The following is a 20,780-nucleotide window of genomic DNA, read 5'->3' as shown; positions in this document are numbered from 1 at the left end:
TGTCACATTTGTTCCACAGTTTGGATTCCCAGAATATCCAGTGCTTGCTTGATGGTTTTCCCAATGAGTTCTACCAACATTAACCTGCTGGATCGAATTTCTGCAGTGGGGGCGGTCAGAACTTCGCATTGGTCGTAAAACACATTGGCGGCTTTTGCCAGATCCCACAAGTAACTCGCAATCGAGTGAAGGTAGAAATCTTTCGCGCAGTCCTGCAACACATCTTCAAACTTGCAAAGTTGCAGTGCCAGTGCTTTTTCCTGGGGTTCGGAAATCACAATTCTAGCACCGGTCAGTTCTTCCAGATGGCAGCCTGCTTTGCGGAAAATTCCACAGCAACGTGCGTAAGCATACTGCATATAACTGCCGGTATTACCATCGGTCGCCAGCATCTTGGCTGGCGAATATTTGTAGTTTGACGTGCGGTTTTGCGATAAATCGGCGTACTTCATCGCACCGATGCCCACTGCAACCCCAATATCGAAGATCTCTTTTTTGGAGAGACTAGGCACTTCCTTGCCCTCTTCAATACGCTTTTTGTGGTTTAGATGGTATTTTTCCAACCCCTTTCCACTGGCATCTCCACACAGATCATTCAGCGGGTAGGGGTCGCCTTCCCGCGTTTGCAGTGGTTTGCCGTCTTCGCCCAGAATGGCCCCAAAACTGATGTGTTCCAGCCGTGTTTGATCCCAGCCCCATCTACGGGCGTGGGCAAACAGCGTTTTGAAGTGCAGTGCCTGTCTGTAGTCTACCACGTAGAGCAGTTCGTCTGGGGTGAACTTTTCCTGTCGATAGCGAATTGTCGCAAGATCGGTAGTGGTATAGGTAAACGCACCGTCCCGTTTGCGGATCAGGGCAGGGGGCTCTTCGGTTGTTAATTCTTCTGGTGTGGTGGGGTAAATTCCTTTGGCATTCGGAATCACCACCGCACCCTGGCTTTCCTGGGCCAGGTTTTTCGCAAGCATTTCCTGCACAATTCCGGGCAGCATTTCGTTGTAATAACTTTCACCAAATTCATGATCAAACGGCAGCATTCCGAGCATCTTGTACGTGGCATGGATTTCCGCCAGACAGTGGGGCATGAATTCCTGCCACAACTGCATGTTCGCCGCATCCCCTCCATGCAGTTTGGCTGTTTCCAGTCGACAGGTATCGGCAATCGGTGTCGAGGTCGGCCCACCTTCATCTTCCTGACCGCCTTCTTCCTTAATCTTCTTTCGCACCAGTTTGTACAACCTGGCCAGTTCTGCCACCGGGTTTTCCTTATAGCCTGCAGGATCCAGAAAATTGCGATAGCCATAGATCAGCATGCCGAATTGTGTGCCCCAGTCGCCCAGGTGATTGTCCGTTACCACGTGGTGGCCCAGAAATCGCAGCAGGCGGGTAATCGCGTCGCCGATAATACTGCTTCGTAAGTGCCCAACGTGTAACGGTTTAGCGACGTTCGGGCTGGAGTAATCAATCACCACCTTTCTGGGTTTTTCAGGCTGCGAAATCCCTAAGCGGTCATCATTTGCCAGTGCGGTCAGCGTGGTCGATAGCCATTGTGGCGAAATAGTCAGGTTGATGAAGCCTGCTCCTGCCACTTCAGCAGATTGAATGATCCCCGTGGTGGGCAGGGCAGCCACAATTTCATTGGCGATTTCACGTGGATTGCGACCCACTTTTTTGCCCAATGGCATCGCGCAGTTGGCCTGATAGTCCCCGTGAGCAGCCTGCTGTGCGGGGCGAATCAACTGCAATAATTCCGAAATGTTCTGTTCGGGAAATAATTGTTCCAGAATCGGGCGAAAAACGCCCTGGATTTCGGCAATCAGTTGCATGGAAGTCCAAGTCCTTTCAACGAAAGAAGTTTAGTATCGAATTGTGGGGAAGTTAATCAAGGGCGATACCTGAAAGATACCCCACCGTAAAAAAGGTGATCACTGCGACCACGATGTGGGTGTGCGGTCCCAGCGATGAGCTTTCAATTGTGTCAGTAATTCGTCTGGTAGCCCACCGGCATCACTGCAGGCGATGTTGCTCAACACATGTGAATTTTTTCTCATACCTGGAATGATCGTGCTGATAGCGGGATTCGAAAGGATAAACCGCAACGCCATTTCGGCCATCGTCATTCCCTGAGGGATCAGTGGGCGAAGTTGTTCTGCACGATCCACGCTCGCGTGCAGATTTTCGGGTACAAAATAGGTGTTTCGCCAGTCACCTGCAGGCCATGTGCTGTTTTTGGTCAAATTGCCTGTCAATGTACCTTCATCAAACGGCACCCTTGCTATCACGCCAATGTTGTTCGCAACACAATAAGGAAAGAGTTCATCTTCCGGATTCTGGTCGAAAATGTTGTAAATCACCTGAACTGCATCGATAAGGCCGGTTTCCAATGTTTTGAGTACGTTCGTGGGCTCCCAGCGATTCAAACTGATACCCACAGCACGCACCAGACCTTGTGTTTTCAGCGATTCCATGGTGCGTTGCCAGCCAACTTCCCGATGCCAGTCGTCTTCCCATACGTGAAACTGGATCAAGTCCAGCGAATCCGCTCCCAGATTGGTTAACGAAGTTTCCACGCTGCTTTTGATGTAGTCATCGGGAAAGACATCTGCGATCGCAAACCCACGCTGGGATGGCCAGATTCGGTTTTTTGGAGGAATTTTGGTGGCGATTATGAGGTTTTTTTCAGGGTTTGCCCGAAGCAATTCCCCCAGGAACTTCTCGCTGAGTCCGTCGCCATAGGCCAGTGCGGTATCAAAAAAATTGCAGCCCATGTCGACTGCCAGTTGCAGTGATTGTCGAGTTTCCACGTCGTTCCGATCCGCCCAGCCTGCCAGCCCCCACATGCCGTAACCAATATCACTGACATCCCACTGTGTGCGGCCTAGTTTTCGATAATTCATGAGTTTTTGCTGCTGGAAATAATGTTGATTTCAGTTTAGAAAAAATCGCCCACATGGGTGCAAATAGTGCCCGCAAGCAATATTTCAATATTGAAATATAAAAATATAGCAGGATTGTTATGTTCTGATATCTTGCATCTCTTTTGTTTTTGATAGAACAGTGGGATGAATTTGCTTCCGCACACCACTGATAAGCCAATGTTGGATCGCACCTCACTCACTGATGATGAACGAATCGGGAACATTACGCCATTGCCCCCACCGGAAAACCTGATTCGTTTTTTCCCGATTCAGAATACTGCTACGGAATTGCTGATTTCTAATTGTCGCACGAATGTCAAAACGATTCTGCAGGGGAAATCTGACCGTTTATTTGTTGTAATTGGTCCGTGCTCGATTCACGATCCCAATGCGGCACTGGAATCTGCCCAGCGGTTACTGCCGATCAGACAGAAATTTCACGAAGATTTAGAAATAATTATGCGGGTGTATTTCGAAAAACCCCGCACCACGATAGGCTGGAAAGGACTCATTAATGATCCTTACCTCGACGGCAGTTTTCGCATTAACGAAGGCCTGCGGATCGCACGCGACCTGCTTTTGAAAATAAATCAGGTGGGAGTCCCCGCAGCATCGGAGTTTCTGGACACCATTTCTCCACAATATATTGCCGATCTGATCAGTTGGGGGGCAATCGGAGCCCGCACCACAGAATCACAGGTTCACCGCGAACTGGCATCAGGTATTTCCGCACCAATTGGCTTTAAAAATGGCACCGATGGCAACGTGCGGATCGCCTTGGATGCTATTCTGGCCGCACGTGGACGACACCATTTCCTGTCGGTACATAAAAACGGCCAGGTAGCCATTGTGGAAACACTGGGCAACCCCGATTGCCACTTGATCTTGCGTGGTGGCAAAACGCCGAACTTTTACCCGGAAAGCGTGCGCGCAGCAATCACTTCGTTACAGGAAGCCCAGTTGTCGACCCACCTGATGATCGATTTTTCCCACGCAAACAGTCATAAGAAAGCAATTCAACAATTGTCTGTTTGTCAGAATGTCTGCCAGCAGATTGCGGAAGGGGAAAAGCAGATCGCTGGGGTGATGGTGGAGTCCCACCTGGTAGAAGGGCGACAGGAATTGACGACGAAGGCGGACTTGACGTACGGCCAAAGTATTACGGACGAATGCCTCGGCTGGGATCACTCAGTTCAGATCATTGAACAACTGGCTCTGGCAGTGCAGCTGCGACGTAAATTGTTAGCTGGTAAGTAGTTAACAGCGTGTAGAATTGTTTTTCTTGAGCCACTTTTTCGGTTGTATCAGCGGAAAGCATGAAACAACTGTGAATTAAAAGGGGCCGAAAAAATGATTTATTGGAGTCCTATGTTATTTTCAGCCTGTCCAGAAACCTGGTTTTCGTTTGTGATGATAACAAGATACAACAACGAGTTCACTTTCGGATGAACGGTAAATAATTGAATATGGAAAACGGCACAAAAGAATCTGCCGAAATTCCCCATCTATTTTCTCAAATCCATGGGGCATTCTTGATGCGGTTTCTATTGCTACTTCAACTGCCCTGGCGAATTCAAAACCTAATCCAGCAGAACGCAACTCATACCAAGTCCTTGCTTCCAGTATCTCCATTTCAGCTTCAGGTCTAAAAATAATGTCCATCAATCTTGTGTCTCAAGAAACAACTTTGCACGCAACTCTGACCATGGGATGCCTGTTGTTGGATCAGCCTGATGTGCGGCGTATCGATGATAAAACTCTTCCCGATCTTCTTCGGGAATGTCTATTTTCAACGGTAGAATGCTGTTCCATATTTCTTCAACGAGAATTATTCGCTCGGAAACTGACAGCTTTTTGATATCTGTTAGAAGTTGATTCATAATAAGAGTATTATACACAAGGAATAGCTTGTATGCAATCGAGTGGAGCATTGTTTCAGCTACATCTTTGTTCAGTGAATTTTAGAGGTTTGTTTAGTCAACTTAAATCCCTGCAAGCTATTGACTTCGGCACTGAAAGTGCCGGTTCTCTAAGCCCCAGGTAACGGGGCAGGTGCGCACGGGAGTAAGTCTTTCAGTTCCAAAAAAGTGTTGAGATTTCTGCACAAAACTAAACTCAACCATCTACTTGTATCCTGTTTTCACTTTCCCCATCTGGCAAAATGTAGTCATGTGTGTTTGATTGTGGCTTGCACCTCCGGATCAAAAGCGATTACAGCTTTGCAAATCAGCTTTGATATCGGGCAAAAGAACTCCTGAACACGTTATCCACTTACGGCTTCATTTTCATACAATTGCACTACACCCCGGCAGGAAAGTTTATGCGAGCGTTGTTTTTGGTAGCGGATGAGTTTGAAGATGTGCAATTTTTTTCGGTTGCATACCGCCTGAGTGAAGAAGGCTACGATATTGTTGTTGCCAGCAACGATGAAGAAGACTTTGTTGAAGGCGAGAACGGCTACATTCTGGAAGATTTTCTTTCTCTTTCTGATGTCAGCCCCAGCGATTATTCAGTTCTGGTGATCCCCGGTGGTCATTCTCCGGAACGGTTGCGACTGTGGGAAGATGCCGTGGATATTACCCGCATTTTTGCCCAGGAAGGTACGCCCATCGTTGCCATTGGCCACGGGGTTCAATTATTGATCAGCGCTGGCACACTGGATGGTAAACTGGTGACTTGCAGCCCAGCATTACGTGATGATGTCAAACTGGCGGGTGCCAGCTATCGCGATGAAGATACGGTGGTAGATGGTGTACTGATTACCGCCCGCGACACCGAAAGTATCCCTGTGTTGAACGGAAAATTGTGCAAATTGCTGAAATCGCGGTAATCGCCGTTCTCATCTGATAGATGGTTTAGAATCATGAAAAAGACAGTTGCTGAATTACAGGCGATATACGATTTGCCGTTGCCTGAATTGATGTTTCGTAGTGCAGAGATCAGTCGGAAACACCGCCCTGATCACGAAATCCAACGCTGTGCGCTGTTGAGCATTAAGACTGGCGGGTGTCCGGAAGATTGCAGCTATTGCAGCCAAAGTGCCCACTACGATACCCCTGTGGATCGGGAACCACTGCTGAGTGTGCTGGAAGTAAAAGAGCGTGCTGCTGCCGCCAAGGCGGATGGTGCGACCCGTTTTTGCATGGGTGCTGCCTGGCGAAAGCCGAAAGACGGACCTGAGTTTGATGCCGTGCTGGAGATGGTGCGGGAAGTGCGCAAACTGGATATGGAAGCGTGCGTCACCTTGGGAATGCTGACGGAATCTCAGGCCCAGAGACTGAAAGAAGCAGGATTGACAGCCTATAACCACAATCTGGATACGTCTCGTCGTTATTATCCCGAAATTATCACCACACGGACCTACGATGATCGCCTGGAAACACTGGACCACGTTCAGAAAGCGGGCATTTCCGTTTGCTGTGGGGGCATCGTTGGGATGGGCGAAACTGTTGAAGATCGCCTGATGATGCTGGTTGAACTGACCCACCTCGAAACACCGCCGGAAAGTGTTCCAATCAACTGCTTGATGCCTTCGAAAGGAACTCCTCTGGAAATGGCCCCACCAGTGGATTCGATTGAATTGGTGCGTTACATTGCCACCACCCGAATTACTTTCCCACATGCCCGCGTGCGACTGAGTGCGGGGCGAGATCAGATGAGCCGGGAGTTACAGGTATTGTGCTTCCTGGCTGGTGCGGATTCGATCTTTTTTGGCCAGAAGTTGCTCACAGCGGGTAATCCCGACGTCGATGCAGATGCGGCACTATTTCGGGCAATGGGGATTGCACCCACGACAAGTTGTTAATTAGTGTATTATGTAATTGATTTTATATATAACTAATTGATGATTTAATAATTTCTTCATCTTATTACGAAGTATCTCAAGTTCGGTTTTTCCATGTCATTAGAACAGCGGTGGAATGAAGTTTTAGATCAACTGCGAAAGCAGGATCGTTTTCGTAGTTTTCGGGTGGGAGAGGGGCACGATTTTACCTCCAACGACTACTTAGGCTACGCCAACAGCAGTATTCAGGCACCCATTCACAATGATTCTGACCCCACGTGGGGCAGAAGTGGCACAGCGTCTCGTCTATTGCGTGGGCACCATGCTGTTTGGGACGAATTGGAATGCCGCCTTGCAAACTGGCACCAGGCGGATGCAGTGCTGATGATGACCAGTGGGTATTCTGCAAACGAAGGTCTGATTTCAACTATTATGGAGCCTGGAGATTGGGTAGCCACGGATGAGTTGAACCATGCCTGTATTGTGGATGGCCTGCGACTGGCAAAGTGCCGTCGTTTCAATTACCGCCACAACGATTTGAATCAGTTGGAGGAAGGTCTGAAAAAGGAGGCCAGTCACAACGATCCCGACCGTCAGAGATTTATTATTACCGAATCGCTTTTCAGCATGGATGGCGACTTGGCGGATCTTACTGGTATTTGTGCCCTGGCAGAAAAATATGGTGCCCATGTAATTGTGGATGAGGCCCACTCCACTGGCTGTTATGGTGGCACAGGATCTGGCTACGTCGATCAACTCGGGCTGCGGAAGCGGATTTTGGCTTCGATCCATACCGGTGGGAAAGCAATGGCTGCACATGGCGCCTACATTGCAACATCAAAACTATTAAAAGACTATTTAATTAATCGTTGCCGACATCTGATTTTTACGACCAGTTTACCCCCACTTCTGGGTAGATGGTGGCTGGATTCCCTGGCAAAGGTGAATAGTGATCCCCAATCCCGGGCTGCTCTGCATACCAATAATCAGTTCTTTCGTAACGCTTTAGTAAGCAAGGGTTTCAAGCCTGCGGGTACGGAATACATTGTTCCCATCATTGTGGGGGAAGATAAACCCACCATGGAAGTTGCCAGAGCACTACAGCAGAACGGCTTCGATGTCCGAGGTATTCGCCCACCAAGTGTACCTCCAGGGACCGCACGGTTGCGGATTTCGGTCCATGCGGACCATCCTCAAGAATTGTTGAGTCAACTGGTGAATTTGCTGGTGCAATTATGTCCGAGATGAATCGTTGGCTGGTCGTGGGCACAGATACTGATGCGGGAAAATCGACTTTTTGCACACTGTTTCTCGCTGCACATGCCACAAGTTGGAGTTATTGGAAACCAGTTGAATCCGGCGATTCCGATTCAGAAAAGATTTCCCGTCTGGTACCAGATGCAAACGTTTTTCCAAGGCACTTTCATGCACCCGCTGCGTTAGCACCAGTTCTGGCAGCACGGCTGGCTGGGAAACAGCTTCCCACCATCGACGAAGTGATCCAGGCGGTTCCGAAATCACATTTACCGTTATTGATTGAATCTTTTGGCAGCCCACTCTCGCCATGGGATGAAAAAACACTGCAGATCGAATTTCTTCAACATCTTTCTGCCCACTTAATCCTGTGCGTCAATTCCACTGTGGGTGCTGTTGGACGTTGTTTGCAAACACTTAACGTCTTACAAAATATGAACTTAGCAGCTTCAATTGTTGTTATAATTGGTGAACACGATCCTTTTGCAGAAGAGCAGATCAAGCACCACTCCAGACTCCCCGTATTTTCTCTGCAATATCCCACCGATTGGTCAGCGACTGGGGTACAGGAATCGGTCATTCTTCAGAAACGGACGCTTGAAGAGATTGCCACAAATATATCTGAGATGATTCCCGTCGGCCAAGTTGCAGATGATCCTTCTGATCGTTTAGGGCAGCTTGACCGGGATATCGTCTGGCATCCATACACGCCGCTAGTGGTGGATGAACCCCCATTGCTGGTGCGGGCTGCGAAAAACGAATACCTTTACCTGGCTGATGGCAGACGGATCATTGACGCGATTTCATCATGGTGGACTACGTTTCATGGTCACTGTCAGCCGGAATTGATGGAAACTCTTCGAAGAACAACCCACAAGATTGACCATGTAATGTTTGCTGGCCTGACGCACGAACCAGCGATCGCGGCAGCAGATCGATTGCTGAAAACTACCAAATGGAACGGTGGTCGGGTGTTTTTTTCGGACAACGGCAGCACCGCAGTCGAAGTGGCGATGAAAATGGCCTATCAATACTGGCATATGCAGGATCAGGCACAGCGGACCACTTTTATCACATTTGAGAACTCGTACCATGGTGACACATTTGGTGCGATGTCGATCAGCAGAGATCCTGTCTTTTTTGGCCGCTTTGAGCCATTCTTTTTCGATGTGAAACAAATTCCGGTAGATCCTGCTGCTCTGGAGGAATTTCTGGCGACCCACCACGAACACTGTGCGGGGTTGATTTTGGAGCCACTAGTACAGGGTGCTGGTGGGATGAAAATGCACTCTCCAGAGACTTTGAAACAAATTGCAGAGCTTGCAAACAAGTACGGCGTATTGTTCATTGCGGATGAAGTGATGACTGGTGGCCGAACTGGGAAAATGTGGGCACACCAGAACTGTGAAGTGGTCCCTGATTTTATTTGCAGTGGGAAAATCATTACTGGCGGGGTTCTTCCGATGGCAGTAACCCTGGTAAATTCGCGCGTTTGTGAGCAATTTTGTATAGCAGATCGGACCAAAACATTCTTTCATGGGCATTCCTATACAGCAAATCCTCTTGGATGTGCCTTAATCGCCAAAAATCTGGAAATCATGGTACGTGGTGAGTGGCTGCGGGATTCAAAACGAATTGAAGCGAAATGGCTGGCGAGTGTGCCCCGCCTTGCGGCTTTGCCCCACGTGCACGATGTGCGTGTCTGTGGGACGATCATCGCACTTGATCTGCAGTTTCCGGGCGGTTATCTTGCTTCGATTGGCCCACAAATCCGAAGGAAATGTCTCGCTGATGGAGTCTGGATTCGCCCATTAGGGAATGTCGTTTATGCGATGCCCCCACTTTGCACCAGTGATTCATCATTGGAACAGATCGCAACCGCAATGGAAAGATCGATCAAAGAAATTAATATTAATTGATGACAATATTGCAATGTTTCAATATTGTTGTTTAGTGGGTTTGCTTGTAACGGTAGAAAATTGGTGCTCGCACTTGAATCAGTTTGGTTTGGGCGATCATATGGCTGCCCGATTCGCCATTCAGTGCGGTGCTGATCAGCAGTTCCTGCTCTTTCTTATGCAGTTTTAACGAACCCACAGCAGGTGAGGCACTTGGGTCTCGCCCAACATAAGATACTTCATATCCCATTCCGCGTATACGTGGCTCGATAAACTGCCAGCCACCCATATTCTGCGATTCTTCTTGCACCCACACCATTTCAGCCTGAGTATACTGGGAAAGTATTTCAGACAGTTTCTGTTCTGGGAATGGATAAAACTGTTCCATTCGCACGAGTGCAATATCAGTGCGGTCCCCGCGTGCTTCAAGTAGTTCGTAATAAAGTTTCCCACTGCACATCAGAACGCGTTTAACATCTTCCACTGGCACCTGATCGTCGATCACTTCATGAAAATGGTCATTCGTCATCGATGATAGTGTGGAGACGCACATTTTGTGCCGCAACAGGCTTTTCGGCGTCATGATAATTAGTGGTTTGCGGAAATCCCGCCGCATTTGCCGTCGAAGCACATGGAAGTACTGGGCAGGAGTGGTCAGATTGCATACCTGAATGTTGTTTTCTGCACAGGATTGCAAAAATCGCTCTAATCGGCCAGAAGAGTGCTCAGGCCCCTGACCTTCATATCCGTGGGGCAGCAACAGCACCAACCCGCTGGAACGCTGCCATTTTGTTTCCGAGCAAATCAGATATTGGTCAATAATACTCTGGGCACCATTGACGAAGTCGCCAAATTGGGCTTCCCACAGCACCAGCGTGTTGGGTGCGTCGAACGAAAAGCCCAACTCAAAACCGAGTACCGCTTCTTCACTCAGTGGGGAATCATATACTCGGAAGAAACTCTGCTGGCTGCTCAGTTGATCGATTGGGTTGTATTTGCGGAGTGTTTCCTGATCGACAATGATTGCGTGCCGCTGACTGAAGGTGCCACGGCGACTATCCTGCCCACTCAGACGTACAGAAGTGCCTTCCGCAACTAACGAGCCAAAGGCAAGGCATTCCGCAGTAGCCCAATCAATTTTATCCGTGGTAAGCACAGATTCGCGTCTTTGATCCAGAATACGTTCGATTTTGTCAAACGGTTTCACATCTGTGGGAATCGTCGTTGCCACCGTAATGACATGCTCCAGTAATTCCCGGCTGACACCCGTGCGGGTTGCTTCGTGGCGATATTCGGCCTGCATCCCGGTCCATGGTCCACCATACGACTTGGTGCGAGTTCGCAAATTGGCTTCTTTTTTTACCTGTTGCTGAACATTATCCAAAGTAGTGCGGTAATCTGTCACAATCTGCTTGATCTGGGCTTCAGTGAAACGCTTCGATCGGATCAACTGCTCCTGATAGAGCAGGGCAATCGATTTTCGCTTGTTTATTTTGTTATATAACTTAGGGTGCATGAATCCCGGTTCGTCGCCCTCATTATGACCCCACTTCCGGTAACAGTTGATGTCGATTATCACGTCACGTCGAAAGTGCTGGCGGAATTCGATGGCAAGTTCTGCAATGAAAACGCATGAATCCGGATCCTCGGCATTCACATGGAATACTGGTGCCTGAATCATCTTGGAGATGTCAGTGCAGTATTGCGTTGATCGACCGTCCTGAGGCGAAGTGGTAAAGCCAATCTGGTTGTTCACAATGATGTGAACTGTTCCACCAGTTGTGTAGCCTTCCACGTTGGCCAGATTGAAAACTTCTGCAACAATGCCTTGGCCAGCGAAGGCGGCATCACCGTGAATCAGAATGGGGACTCCCATCCTGCGCTCTTTATCGCGGTGCAATCGTTGTTTTGCCCGCGTGCGACCTTCGACGACAGCATCGACAGCTTCCAGGTGGCTGGGGTTGGGTGTTAAAGACAGGTGAATTGAATTTCCATCAGATGTCTGGTAGTCGCTGGAGAATCCCAAGTGATATTTTACATCACCGTCGCCTTCGTAGGAATCAGGCTGAAAATTGTCTTCAAATTCAGCGAAAATGTCGATTGGCGGCTTCCGCAAAGTGTTAGCCAGCACATTCAGTCGCCCACGGTGGGACATTCCCAGTACAAATTCACGGATACCCAGACTGGGACCTCTTTCGATGATCGCTTCCAGCACTGGCATCAGGGTTTCCCCACCTTCCAGGCTGAAACGTTTCTGGCCAGGATACCGTGCGGCTAAAAACTGTTCAAAATTTTCGGCACGGACCAGCATGTTCAAGGTGCGTTTTTGCTGTTCGACCGTTGCTTCCGGTCGCATCCGACGTGGTTCAATCCGTGCTTTCAACCAGTCGCGGATAGTGTTGTCCTGAATGTGGCCATATTCCACCCCCACCGTACCACAGTAAGTTTCCTGTAATACAGCCAGAAGTTCTCGTAACGTTGCTCGATTCATGCCATGAAACGCACTGCAATCGAAATAGCGATCAAGGTCTTTTTCGCTTAAACCATACTCTTCCAGGCTCAGGTGTGCGTGGGGGCCAGGTGGATCTGCAAGTGGGTCTATTTGTGCCTGCAAGTGGCCAATATTGCGGTAGTTTTGAATCAGGCGAACGATCGAGGTGTAACTGGTATCATTGGCAGAGAACAATCCCTGGGCGGACAGTTCAAATCCTTCAAAAAATGCCTGCCACTGGGGATCAACATTTTCAGGATTGCTGGACCACAGTTGATACTGTTGCTCGATGAACTCTAAATTGTAGCGGTTTGCAAATTTCAGGTTGTGCATGGAATTCAAGGCTGGTTTATCAGGGTACAGGTGCTGCTGGTATTCTTATTGTAGTTCTACTATCCAAACTGGGCGAATCGACTGTTGGGATTTCATACCTTGGAAAACAAAAAAATACCAGAGAAGTTTTTACACGATATTTGTTAAAAATTATTCATTTTTGCTTTTGGCAAAACTTTTTCTGCTTGTTCTCCGTCTTCAAACGGTGCACAAGTGGTTCTGAAAAAAGTCAACTAATTGATTGACAAGGGCTGTGCACATCAGATATACTTACGTGAACATGGTAATACCTCTCCAGTTGACACCATTTGGGAGGGCAGGCGTGTTGGGCAACTACCGTTCTACTTTCAACACCTTACTGGGTGTCATTTGTTGCATTGGCATTTTTGTTTTACCATCCAACGCACAAAGTTTACCTGTTAATTCTCCAGTGCAGGAATTGCGTTCTCTCGCACTGAAACAGGAGAGCACTGCACATTGGGATAAGGCTTTACGAACATGGCTACAGGTCATTGCACTTGACCGAAATAACCTGGAAGCCAAAGAACATGTTCAGGTGAATCTTCGCTACTTACTTCAAACTCGCCGGCAGGAAGACCCGGAGTATCGAAAGGCGATTATGAAGTTGACTCGTGCCGAAGTGTTTGGTTTGTACCGCGAACTACTTGATAAACTAGCGGATTATTACATTGATGCTGATAAGGTGACCCCTGGCAGGTTGTTTGATCAGGGGATGAATGAATTTTTGCATGCTCTCAGCAACTCAAAGTTTGTCAGCCAGTATACACCTTCCGCAACCACTGTTGAGTTGGAGCGATTTCGTACTCAGGCAAGGCAGGCATGGCTGGGCCGAACACCAAAAACAGCCGATGATGCTGTAGGAATGCTTGATGAGGTATGTAGTGCTGCAAGACGTTTTCTTGGGTTGAAAGTTGCAAATGCGGTTGTTTTTGAGTTTATCTGTGGTGCATCCAATTCGCTGGACATGTTTAGTGCTTACGAACATCATCCCGTGGAAGAAGCAAAGCCTCTTGATCTGACAGTAATTGCGAACCAGATCGATGACGAACTGGCGGTGATCCAGATTAAAGAGTTCAACAAGCACACTCCAAACCAATTACGCGAAGCACTGGATACGCTCGTTGGTATGCAGGGGATAGAGGGACTGGTGATTGACTTGCGTGGGAATCCAGGCGGGTCACTTCAGGCAGCAGCCAAATGTGCGGAGCGATTTCTTACTACCGGTTTGATCGTCAGCACGAATGGTCGGGTGCCTGATTTCAATGATTCCATCACTGCGAACGATCCTGGTGCGATCATCCAGCTACCAATCGTGATCCTTGTTGATGGTAAAACTGCAAGTGCCGCAGAAGTATTTGCATTTGCACTGCGAGATCATAAACGTGCCCACATCGTTGGGACAACTACTTATGGTAAAGGAACAGTGCAGGGAACGATTCGCCTGCCTGCTCTTGGCAAAAATGCATTTTCGCCATCAATTCGAATGACCATCGCACGATTAGCCAGTCCCCATGGAACTAGTTTTCATGGCACCGGTCTGACACCGGATGTTATTGAAACGAACACTCAGCGCCAATCAGAAATTGCCATCCAGGCGGTGCGTGAAATGGTTCAGTCCAAATCGATGAACTTAATGCCGATGGGGCCGTGATTCCCGCTACTTCTCTGAGATTTTTTCCATTAGTTTTCTTTCATTATTATCCCAGCCAGCTTGGCATCTGCCCCGCCTGTGGCAGATTTACGACAGTTACCGAGCGTATTGCTTTGTGCTGGCAGATTTCGTCCAGGGCTGCCTGAGACGGTTTGTTGTCGAGGTGCATCACTGCGATGGCATCCCCACCTGGTGCCTGACGGCCAAGGTGCATGCCAGCAATATTCACTCCATGGCGACCAAAGACCCCGCCCATATATCCAATCACGCCAGGTTCATCTGTATGTGGGAAAACCAGTAAAATACCATCCAGATAGCTTTCCAGCCGATACACACCCAATTGAACCAGACGGGGATAACGATCTCCAAACAGAGTGCCTGCTGCGACGGATATTTCCTGATCAGTGTGTACTTCTGTATGCATTAAATTTGCAAAGTCACCGCGGGCATCTGTCGATGCGGTGACGATATCGATACCGCGATCGCGTGCCAGAATCGGCGCATTCACATAATTCACACTCTCACTGAGATACCGTTCCAGGAGCCCAGCCGTAAACGCAGCAGCCAGCAGGCGGGTATTGGTATTCATGCTTTCGCCACGGAAAGTGAGCACCGCTTTGCGAATCGCCCCCTGGGCAGCCTGATTATGGTACAACCCCAGGCGGTAAGCGAGGTCAAGAGAGGTGCGAAGCTGCTCCAGTTCCGTTCGATTAATCGATGGCAGGTTCACGGCACACTGGACAATCCCTTTCTGCAGAAAATCGATCAGCAGGTGGGCCGCTTCAATCGCCACCGCTTCCTGTGCCTCGAAAGTAGAGGCACCCAGGTGGGGAGTTAACACGACATTAGGCGCCTGAAACAGTGGATTGTCCGTGGGAACAGGTTCCACTTCAAAAACGTCAACGCCCGCACCGCCCAATTGGCCGGATAGAAGGGCTGCTGCAAGATCGGTCTCGTTGACCACACCACCACGTGCAACGTTCAGGATGCGGGCACCTTTTGGCAGCAATTCCATCTCTTTTGCGGCGATAAAATCTTTCGTTTCAGGTGTAAATGGGATGTGCAGCGTCAGAAAATCGCATTTCGGCAACAGTTCCTCTTTGGAACGGCAGGCATGAATGTTGAACTCAGCGGCTTTCTCGGGTGTGATCAATGGGTCGTAACCAAGCACGTTCATGCCTAATCCGGTGGCACGCTGAGCAACCTCACGGCCAATCCGTCCAAGTCCAATGATGCCGAGTGTTTTCCCGGTAACCTGAGTACCCAGAAAGCGGTTGCGATCCCACTTGCCAGCTTTCATTGATGCATCTGCCGCAGGAATGTGACGTGCCAGACTCATCATCAGAGCAATGGTGTGTTCAGCAGCGGAAATGGTATTACCGCCTGGGGTATTCATTACTACAACACCAGCACGGCTGGCAGCAGGTACGTCGATATTATCGACACCCACTCCAGCCCGCACGACGCAGCTCAGTTTACCGCGATTTGCAAGTAATTCGCTGGTAATCCGAGTGGCAGAACGAACAATCGCTGCATCCGCAGCCTGCAGTGCAGCGAGCAATTCCGCACCTTTCAAGCCAGTTCGGTTGTCTACTTCGATACCTGCCTGTTCTAAAATGCGAATGCCAGCTTGTTCAAGCTTGTCGCAAATTAATACTCTCGCCATTCCTTTGCTTCCTGGGGAAATATTCTTTCAATTAAGTGAACTAAATTAAATCTTTGATTTGTGCGAGCAGATTTGCCATTTCAATCGCAGTTACTGCCGCTTCGTAACCCTTGTTACCACTTTTGCCACCAGCACGGTTGAGTGCCTGCTCCAGTGTATCACAAGTTAATACCCCATAAATCACTGGTATGCCACTATCTTTTGTCAAGTGGGCAATGCCGTTTGTGGCCGCACTGGAAACATAATCGTAGTGGTCAGTTTCCCCGCGGATGACTGCACCAAGGCAGATAATCGCCTTGTATCGCTGTTTTTTCACCAGGGCGTTGGCAATGGTAGGGATTTCAAACGACCCTGGCACACGAAATGTTTCAATATCGCTGTCCGCAACACCGTGCCTGGACAAGCCGTGAAGTGCACCTGCCAGCAGCAAATCAACAATATTGCTATTGAATCGTGCAGCCACAATGGCATATTTTCCGGATGAAGCTACCAACGAACCTTCGAAAACGTGCGAACTCATCATCGCAGCACCTAATAAGAGCAAGGAAACTATTGTATTACTTAGCGTGCCGGTGAAAAAATGAGATTTTCTAATTTTCTGTCAGGGAATATTTTTCAATCTGCACCAGATTGTCAAAAAATGTGGCCCCACCTCCCAAATCGGTGGTGGCGGTGCTGGTAACCGAATTACAATTTGCCCCACCGATCAGGCGGGACCAATAGACACCGTAGGATGCCAGCACACCCTGGGGGACGTTGTCGCTGATGACCACTTTTGCCTGAAATGCACCTCGATCGTTAAAAATTCTCACCAGATCATCTTTGTGGAGGTGGTACGCTTCCGCATCCTGCGGATTCACTTCGACGATTGGTTCGCGGTGCACGGGTTGCAGCGATTCGATATTCGCAAAACTAGAGTTGAGAAAAGAATTTTCCGGCGGACAGATAAATTGAAAGGGATATTTGGCAGCCAGATCCGGCTTAGTCTGTGGGTCTTCGTGGGGTGGGGTGTAATTGGGCAAAGGATCGCGACCCGCATCGGCTTCTCGTTGAGAATACAGCTCACATTTCCCACTAGGGGTGGGGAAATTGCCTTCAGCAAATGGGACAAAACTGGCTGGAAGGTTTATACGAATCGGCTCGCCAGTCAGTAAGCGTTCCCAAGTGATCCCGTCGAATGCAGATGCAGAAGGGTAGCCACCGTAGCCTGCTTTTGGTTGAAGTGCCAGTTGGATCAATTCTTCATCAGTTTCCTGATAGATTTCCGGTTCAAATTTGAACGCCTTCGCCAATAATCGAAATACTTCTGTGTTCGGTTTTGCTTCCGCCAGTGGTGGGATGGCTGGACGATTCAGTTGAATATACAAATGCCCGTAAGCACTGTGAATATCCCAGTGCTCCAATTGGGAAGTTGCTGGCAATACGATGTCAGCGTAGTCTGCAGTGTCTGTTTGAAAAAGGTCATGCACAACGGTAAAGAGATCTTCTCGTTCCAGCCCTTGCAGCACCTTCTGTTGTTGGGGATTGACTGCAGCGGGATTCGAATTATAGACAAACAATGCTTTGACCGGTGGGCCGGGTAACTCGCCATGCAGGGCTTCCGCTAACTGCACCATGTTAATTGTTCGTGTGTTGGCTGGGATTAAATCAGGTCGTTCCAGCCCGGCTCCGTTCCAGGGGCTGAGTTTACTGGTGCTTAATAGTGCCCCACCTCCAGGAAAACGCCATGAACCAGTTACTGCGGGCAAACAGCAGATGGTTCGTACCGCCATCGCACCACCGCCGTGACGCTGTAGGCCGTAATTCAAACGAACCAGCGAGGGGCCTCCATAAATCTGGGATGCCAGTCCCAGTTCGCGTGCTAAATGTTCAATTGTCGACTCTGGTAAACTGGTAATTGCTGCGACCACGTGGGGCGGGAATTCTTTCAAACGATCAGACAGTTGTTTGAATCCAATAGTGTATCGGTCCAGATAATCCTGATCCTGCAGTTGATCCCTTACGATAATGTGCATCAGGCCCATTGCCAATGCGGCATCTGTTCCGGGACGAATGGGGATCCACCAGTCTGACTTTTTCGCCGTATCACTACGTCGTGGGTCGATGGTGACGATTTTTGCCCCAGTTTTCCTCGCCTTGTGCATCAACGACCAAAGGTGAATGTTGGTGACGGCGGTATTTGAGCCCCAATTGATGATATAGCGTGCCTGAACGATCGCTTCGGGGTCGATGGTGGCACGCGTTCCTAATGTCACGTCGCACCCCGCTGCACCTGCCGTGGCACAAATGGTGCGGTCTAACATCGAGGCACCAAGGCGGTGAAAAAATCGCCGATCGATGCTGGCATACTGTAATTTCCCCATGGTGCCAGCATAGCTGTATGGCAATATTGCTTGCGGGCCATATTGTGAATTGGCAATATTGCTAAGTTGGGTAGTAATTTCAGCGATTGCCTCATCCCAGGTGATGCGGGTAAATCTTCCGGAGCCTTTTTTACCCACGCGTCGCAACGGGTGCTGCAGGCGATTTTTGTGGTAAACTCTGTCCAGATAATGGTTGACCTTCTGGCAAAGAAATCCACGAGTAAATGGATGTGATTTATCACCACGCAGGTCGATCGCACGATCCTCTTGCACGGTCACGACCATGCCGCACGTATCAGGACAGTCGTGGGGGCAAACTGCTTTGACCACTTGTAAGGGAATCGTTGGCGTCGAAACTTGTGCCATGTTATATAGCTGCTTGGTTATATGCGTCCGAACTGTTTTTCGAGTTCTTTCTTACTGAATACCAATGAAGTTGGGCGACCATGTGGGCAATGGTGCGAATCTTCTGCCAGATCCCGCAGTTTCATCAAGTGATCGATTTCTTCCTGCGTTAGCGGATCACCCGCCTTAACTGCGGCTTTGCATGCCATGGTGGCTAATAAGTGATGGAGCAGTTGAGCCCTGCTGGGGGTTCGCTCCTGTTCCAGAATCCCTTCCACTACATCCTGAAATAGTTTTCCCGGTGCCCGCCGAGAGAGCAGGGTGGGATAGCTCGACAGGGCAATCGTCCCCCCACCGAAATCTTCGATTTCCATTCCCAGTTCAGCCAGACTGGTTTTCATTTCCAGCACCTGACCCGCTTGATCCAGCGTCAATTCCACTGGTTCCGGAATCAGCAATCGCTGTACTTCCAGAGCCCCAGCGAGGACGCGACGACGGAGTTGTTCAAACAAGATCCGCTCATGCAGGGCATGCTGATCAATCACTAACATGCCATCTTTCGTTTCTACAACCAGAAAAGCATTGTGAATCTGAATTGCATGATAACTGGAAAAAAGCTGGTCTTTGAATGCTGGACCTTCCTGTGGAGTGGTTGAATCTGGCAGGAATTCTGTATGAGCAAGCACTTGATCCGGAGGTGATTGTACAATTTGATCTTGCTCGGCCTGCGAGTCAGGTCTTTCTGGTAGGGAATCTTGTTTTTCCAGAGGTACATGCTGTGGAATCCGTTCAATGTTTGCATGCGGTAGGGAATCGCGGCTTTCCTGTTGTTCCAGAGCATCTAATGGGTGCACTTTTGCTGCAGGCCGAAACGAAGGTGGTTTTTCCGGTCGACCTTCCGGTACAGGTGCGATCACTCGGATATCACCTGCTTCAATCGTTTCCTTTCTGGGATATATGGGTGGCGATGAATAATCCGGCAATTCAAACAAGCCTGGATTAGGTTTCGCCGGTTTCTCAGCCAGAATCTGATCGGCGGGTATCCGCAACTCAGGCACCAGATTCAATTGCAACAATTTTTTCTTAATTGCAGAGCGAACCAGTGCGTAGATTGCAGATGAATCGCGAAAACGCACTTCAGTTTTGGTGGGATGCACATTGACATCCACCTGATCAGGTGGGATTTCCAGAAATAAAAAGCCTACAGCATAGCGACCTGTCATTAGCAGGCCACGGTAGGATTCCTGCAGGGCGTGGCCAAGGCTGCGATCACGAATCCACCGCCGGTTCAGGTAGAGATATTGCAGTTTCGCATTACCACGATTGATCTTGGGATCGCCGATAAAACCTCGAAAATGAATGTTATTGTGGGCGGATTCCACTGGAAACAGGTGATCCCGTACTTCATCGCCGTAGAAAATGCCCACCCTCCCGACAAAATCGGAGGTACTTTGTGCTTCAAAGACCAATCGTTCGTTGTGTCTCAGAGTAAAGCCAATTTCTGGATAGCCCAACGCCAGGCGAGTCAACATATCAGAAACATGCCCCAACTCGGTGGGGATGGTACGCAGAAATTTTTTGCGGACGGGTGTATTGAAGAACAAATGACGTACTTCGATGCGAGTCCCTACAGAGCCATTCCAGGGGCGAATTTCTGATAATTCTCCACCGTGACAATCGAGTTCTGCCCCCACTTCGGCATTCATGGGACGCGACTGGACCTTCACATGGGCCACCCCACCAATGCTTGCCATGGCTTCGCCACGAAATCCGAGCGTCGAAATCCGGAATAAATCTTCTGATTCCACAAGTTTACTGGTGGCGTGGCTGGCAAATACCATCGGCAAATCAGTTTCCTGAATACCATGGCCGTTATCCACAACTCGGATGTAATCGATGCCACCCTGTCCCAGATCCACTTCGATATGGGTCGCACCCGCATCAATCGAATTTTCCACCATTTCCTTCACAACACTGGCGGGGCGTTCAATGACTTCCCCAGCGGCAATTTTGGTGATGACTGAAGGTGGTAATTGGTAAATCTTGCCCATGGTGCTAT

14 protein-coding genes are annotated in these 20,780 nt (G+C 49.1%); 6 read left to right on the top strand and 8 right to left on the bottom strand.

What is annotated here, in order from left to right; translation table 11 throughout:
* Nucleotides 1-2: 2 nt before the first annotated feature.
* On the bottom strand, nt 3-1,823 hold the full coding sequence (argS, locus tag R3B84_07245) for an arginine--tRNA ligase (protein ID MEZ6140350.1): 1,821 nt from the start codon (nt 1,821-1,823) through the stop codon (nt 3-5).
* Between the two features lie 99 nt (nt 1,824-1,922).
* On the bottom strand, nt 1,923-2,894 hold the full coding sequence (locus R3B84_07240) for an aldo/keto reductase (protein ID MEZ6140349.1): 972 nt from the start codon (nt 2,892-2,894) through the stop codon (nt 1,923-1,925).
* A 165-nt stretch (nt 2,895-3,059) separates the two neighbouring features.
* Between R3B84_07240 and R3B84_07235 the strand changes: the two genes are divergently transcribed.
* A complete protein-coding gene (locus R3B84_07235) occupies nt 3,060-4,172 on the top strand; it encodes a 3-deoxy-7-phosphoheptulonate synthase (GenBank protein ID MEZ6140348.1) in 1,113 nt (370 codons plus the stop codon).
* 120 nt (nt 4,173-4,292) lie between these two features.
* Here the strand turns inward: R3B84_07235 and R3B84_07230 are convergent, their stop codons facing one another.
* Nucleotides 4,293-4,580: a type II toxin-antitoxin system RelE/ParE family toxin gene (locus R3B84_07230; GenBank protein ID MEZ6140347.1), complete on the bottom strand. Its 288-nt coding sequence runs from the start codon at nt 4,578-4,580 to the stop codon at nt 4,293-4,295.
* A 655-nt stretch (nt 4,581-5,235) separates the two neighbouring features.
* Here R3B84_07230 and R3B84_07225 point away from each other — a divergent pair.
* The 4 genes from R3B84_07225 (at nt 5,236) to bioA (ending at nt 9,872) form a co-directional block, all read left to right on the top strand.
* Nucleotides 5,236-5,745 (top strand): DJ-1/PfpI family protein, encoded by a 510-nt coding sequence (locus R3B84_07225; protein ID MEZ6140346.1) that lies wholly within the window; start codon nt 5,236-5,238, stop codon nt 5,743-5,745.
* A gap of 33 nt (nt 5,746-5,778) precedes the next feature.
* Nucleotides 5,779-6,720: a biotin synthase BioB gene (bioB, locus tag R3B84_07220; protein ID MEZ6140345.1), complete on the top strand. Its 942-nt coding sequence runs from the start codon at nt 5,779-5,781 to the stop codon at nt 6,718-6,720.
* A gap of 93 nt (nt 6,721-6,813) precedes the next feature.
* Nucleotides 6,814-7,947, top strand: coding sequence for an 8-amino-7-oxononanoate synthase (locus R3B84_07215; protein MEZ6140344.1), 1,134 nt, complete (start codon nt 6,814-6,816; stop codon nt 7,945-7,947).
* Nucleotides 7,935-9,872, top strand: coding sequence for an adenosylmethionine--8-amino-7-oxononanoate transaminase (gene bioA, locus R3B84_07210; GenBank protein ID MEZ6140343.1), 1,938 nt, complete (start codon nt 7,935-7,937; stop codon nt 9,870-9,872). The genes R3B84_07215 and bioA overlap by 13 nt, the downstream gene beginning before the upstream one ends.
* Nucleotides 9,873-9,903: 31 nt before the next feature.
* Here the strand turns inward: bioA and R3B84_07205 are convergent, their stop codons facing one another.
* Nucleotides 9,904-12,675, bottom strand: a complete 2,772-nt coding sequence (locus R3B84_07205) for a 2-oxoglutarate dehydrogenase E1 component (GenBank protein MEZ6140342.1) — start codon at nt 12,673-12,675, stop codon at nt 9,904-9,906.
* A gap of 322 nt (nt 12,676-12,997) precedes the next feature.
* On the opposite strand from R3B84_07205, the gene R3B84_07200 reads away from it, so the two are divergent.
* The gene (locus R3B84_07200; protein ID MEZ6140341.1) at nt 12,998-14,347 is read left to right on the top strand and encodes a S41 family peptidase; all 1,350 of its coding nucleotides are present in this window, start codon (nt 12,998-13,000) and stop codon (nt 14,345-14,347) included.
* 46 nt (nt 14,348-14,393) lie between these two features.
* Here R3B84_07200 and serA read toward each other — a convergent pair whose 3' ends face one another.
* The 4 genes from serA to mutL all read right to left on the bottom strand — a co-directional run bounded on the left by serA (nt 14,394) and on the right by mutL (nt 20,772).
* Entirely contained in the window at nt 14,394-16,013 is a 1,620-nt protein-coding gene (gene serA / locus R3B84_07195; protein MEZ6140340.1) for a phosphoglycerate dehydrogenase, read from the bottom strand.
* Between the two features lie 40 nt (nt 16,014-16,053).
* The gene (ribH, locus tag R3B84_07190) at nt 16,054-16,536 is read right to left on the bottom strand and encodes a 6,7-dimethyl-8-ribityllumazine synthase (GenBank protein MEZ6140339.1); all 483 of its coding nucleotides are present in this window, start codon (nt 16,534-16,536) and stop codon (nt 16,054-16,056) included.
* Nucleotides 16,537-16,603: 67 nt separating this feature from the next.
* Nucleotides 16,604-18,742: a molybdopterin-dependent oxidoreductase gene (locus R3B84_07185; protein ID MEZ6140338.1), complete on the bottom strand. Its 2,139-nt coding sequence runs from the start codon at nt 18,740-18,742 to the stop codon at nt 16,604-16,606.
* 17 nt (nt 18,743-18,759) lie between these two features.
* Complete coding sequence (gene mutL, locus R3B84_07180; protein MEZ6140337.1) at nt 18,760-20,772, bottom strand: DNA mismatch repair endonuclease MutL; 2,013 nt, start codon at nt 20,770-20,772, stop codon at nt 18,760-18,762.
* Between the last annotated feature and the right edge of the window lie 8 nt (nt 20,773-20,780).

The sequence above is a fragment of the Zavarzinella sp. genome (genome assembly GCA_041399155.1).
Classification (GTDB): domain Bacteria; phylum Planctomycetota; class Planctomycetia; order Gemmatales; family Gemmataceae; genus JAWKTI01.
This window is presented reverse-complemented; position numbering and strand designations above follow the sequence as displayed.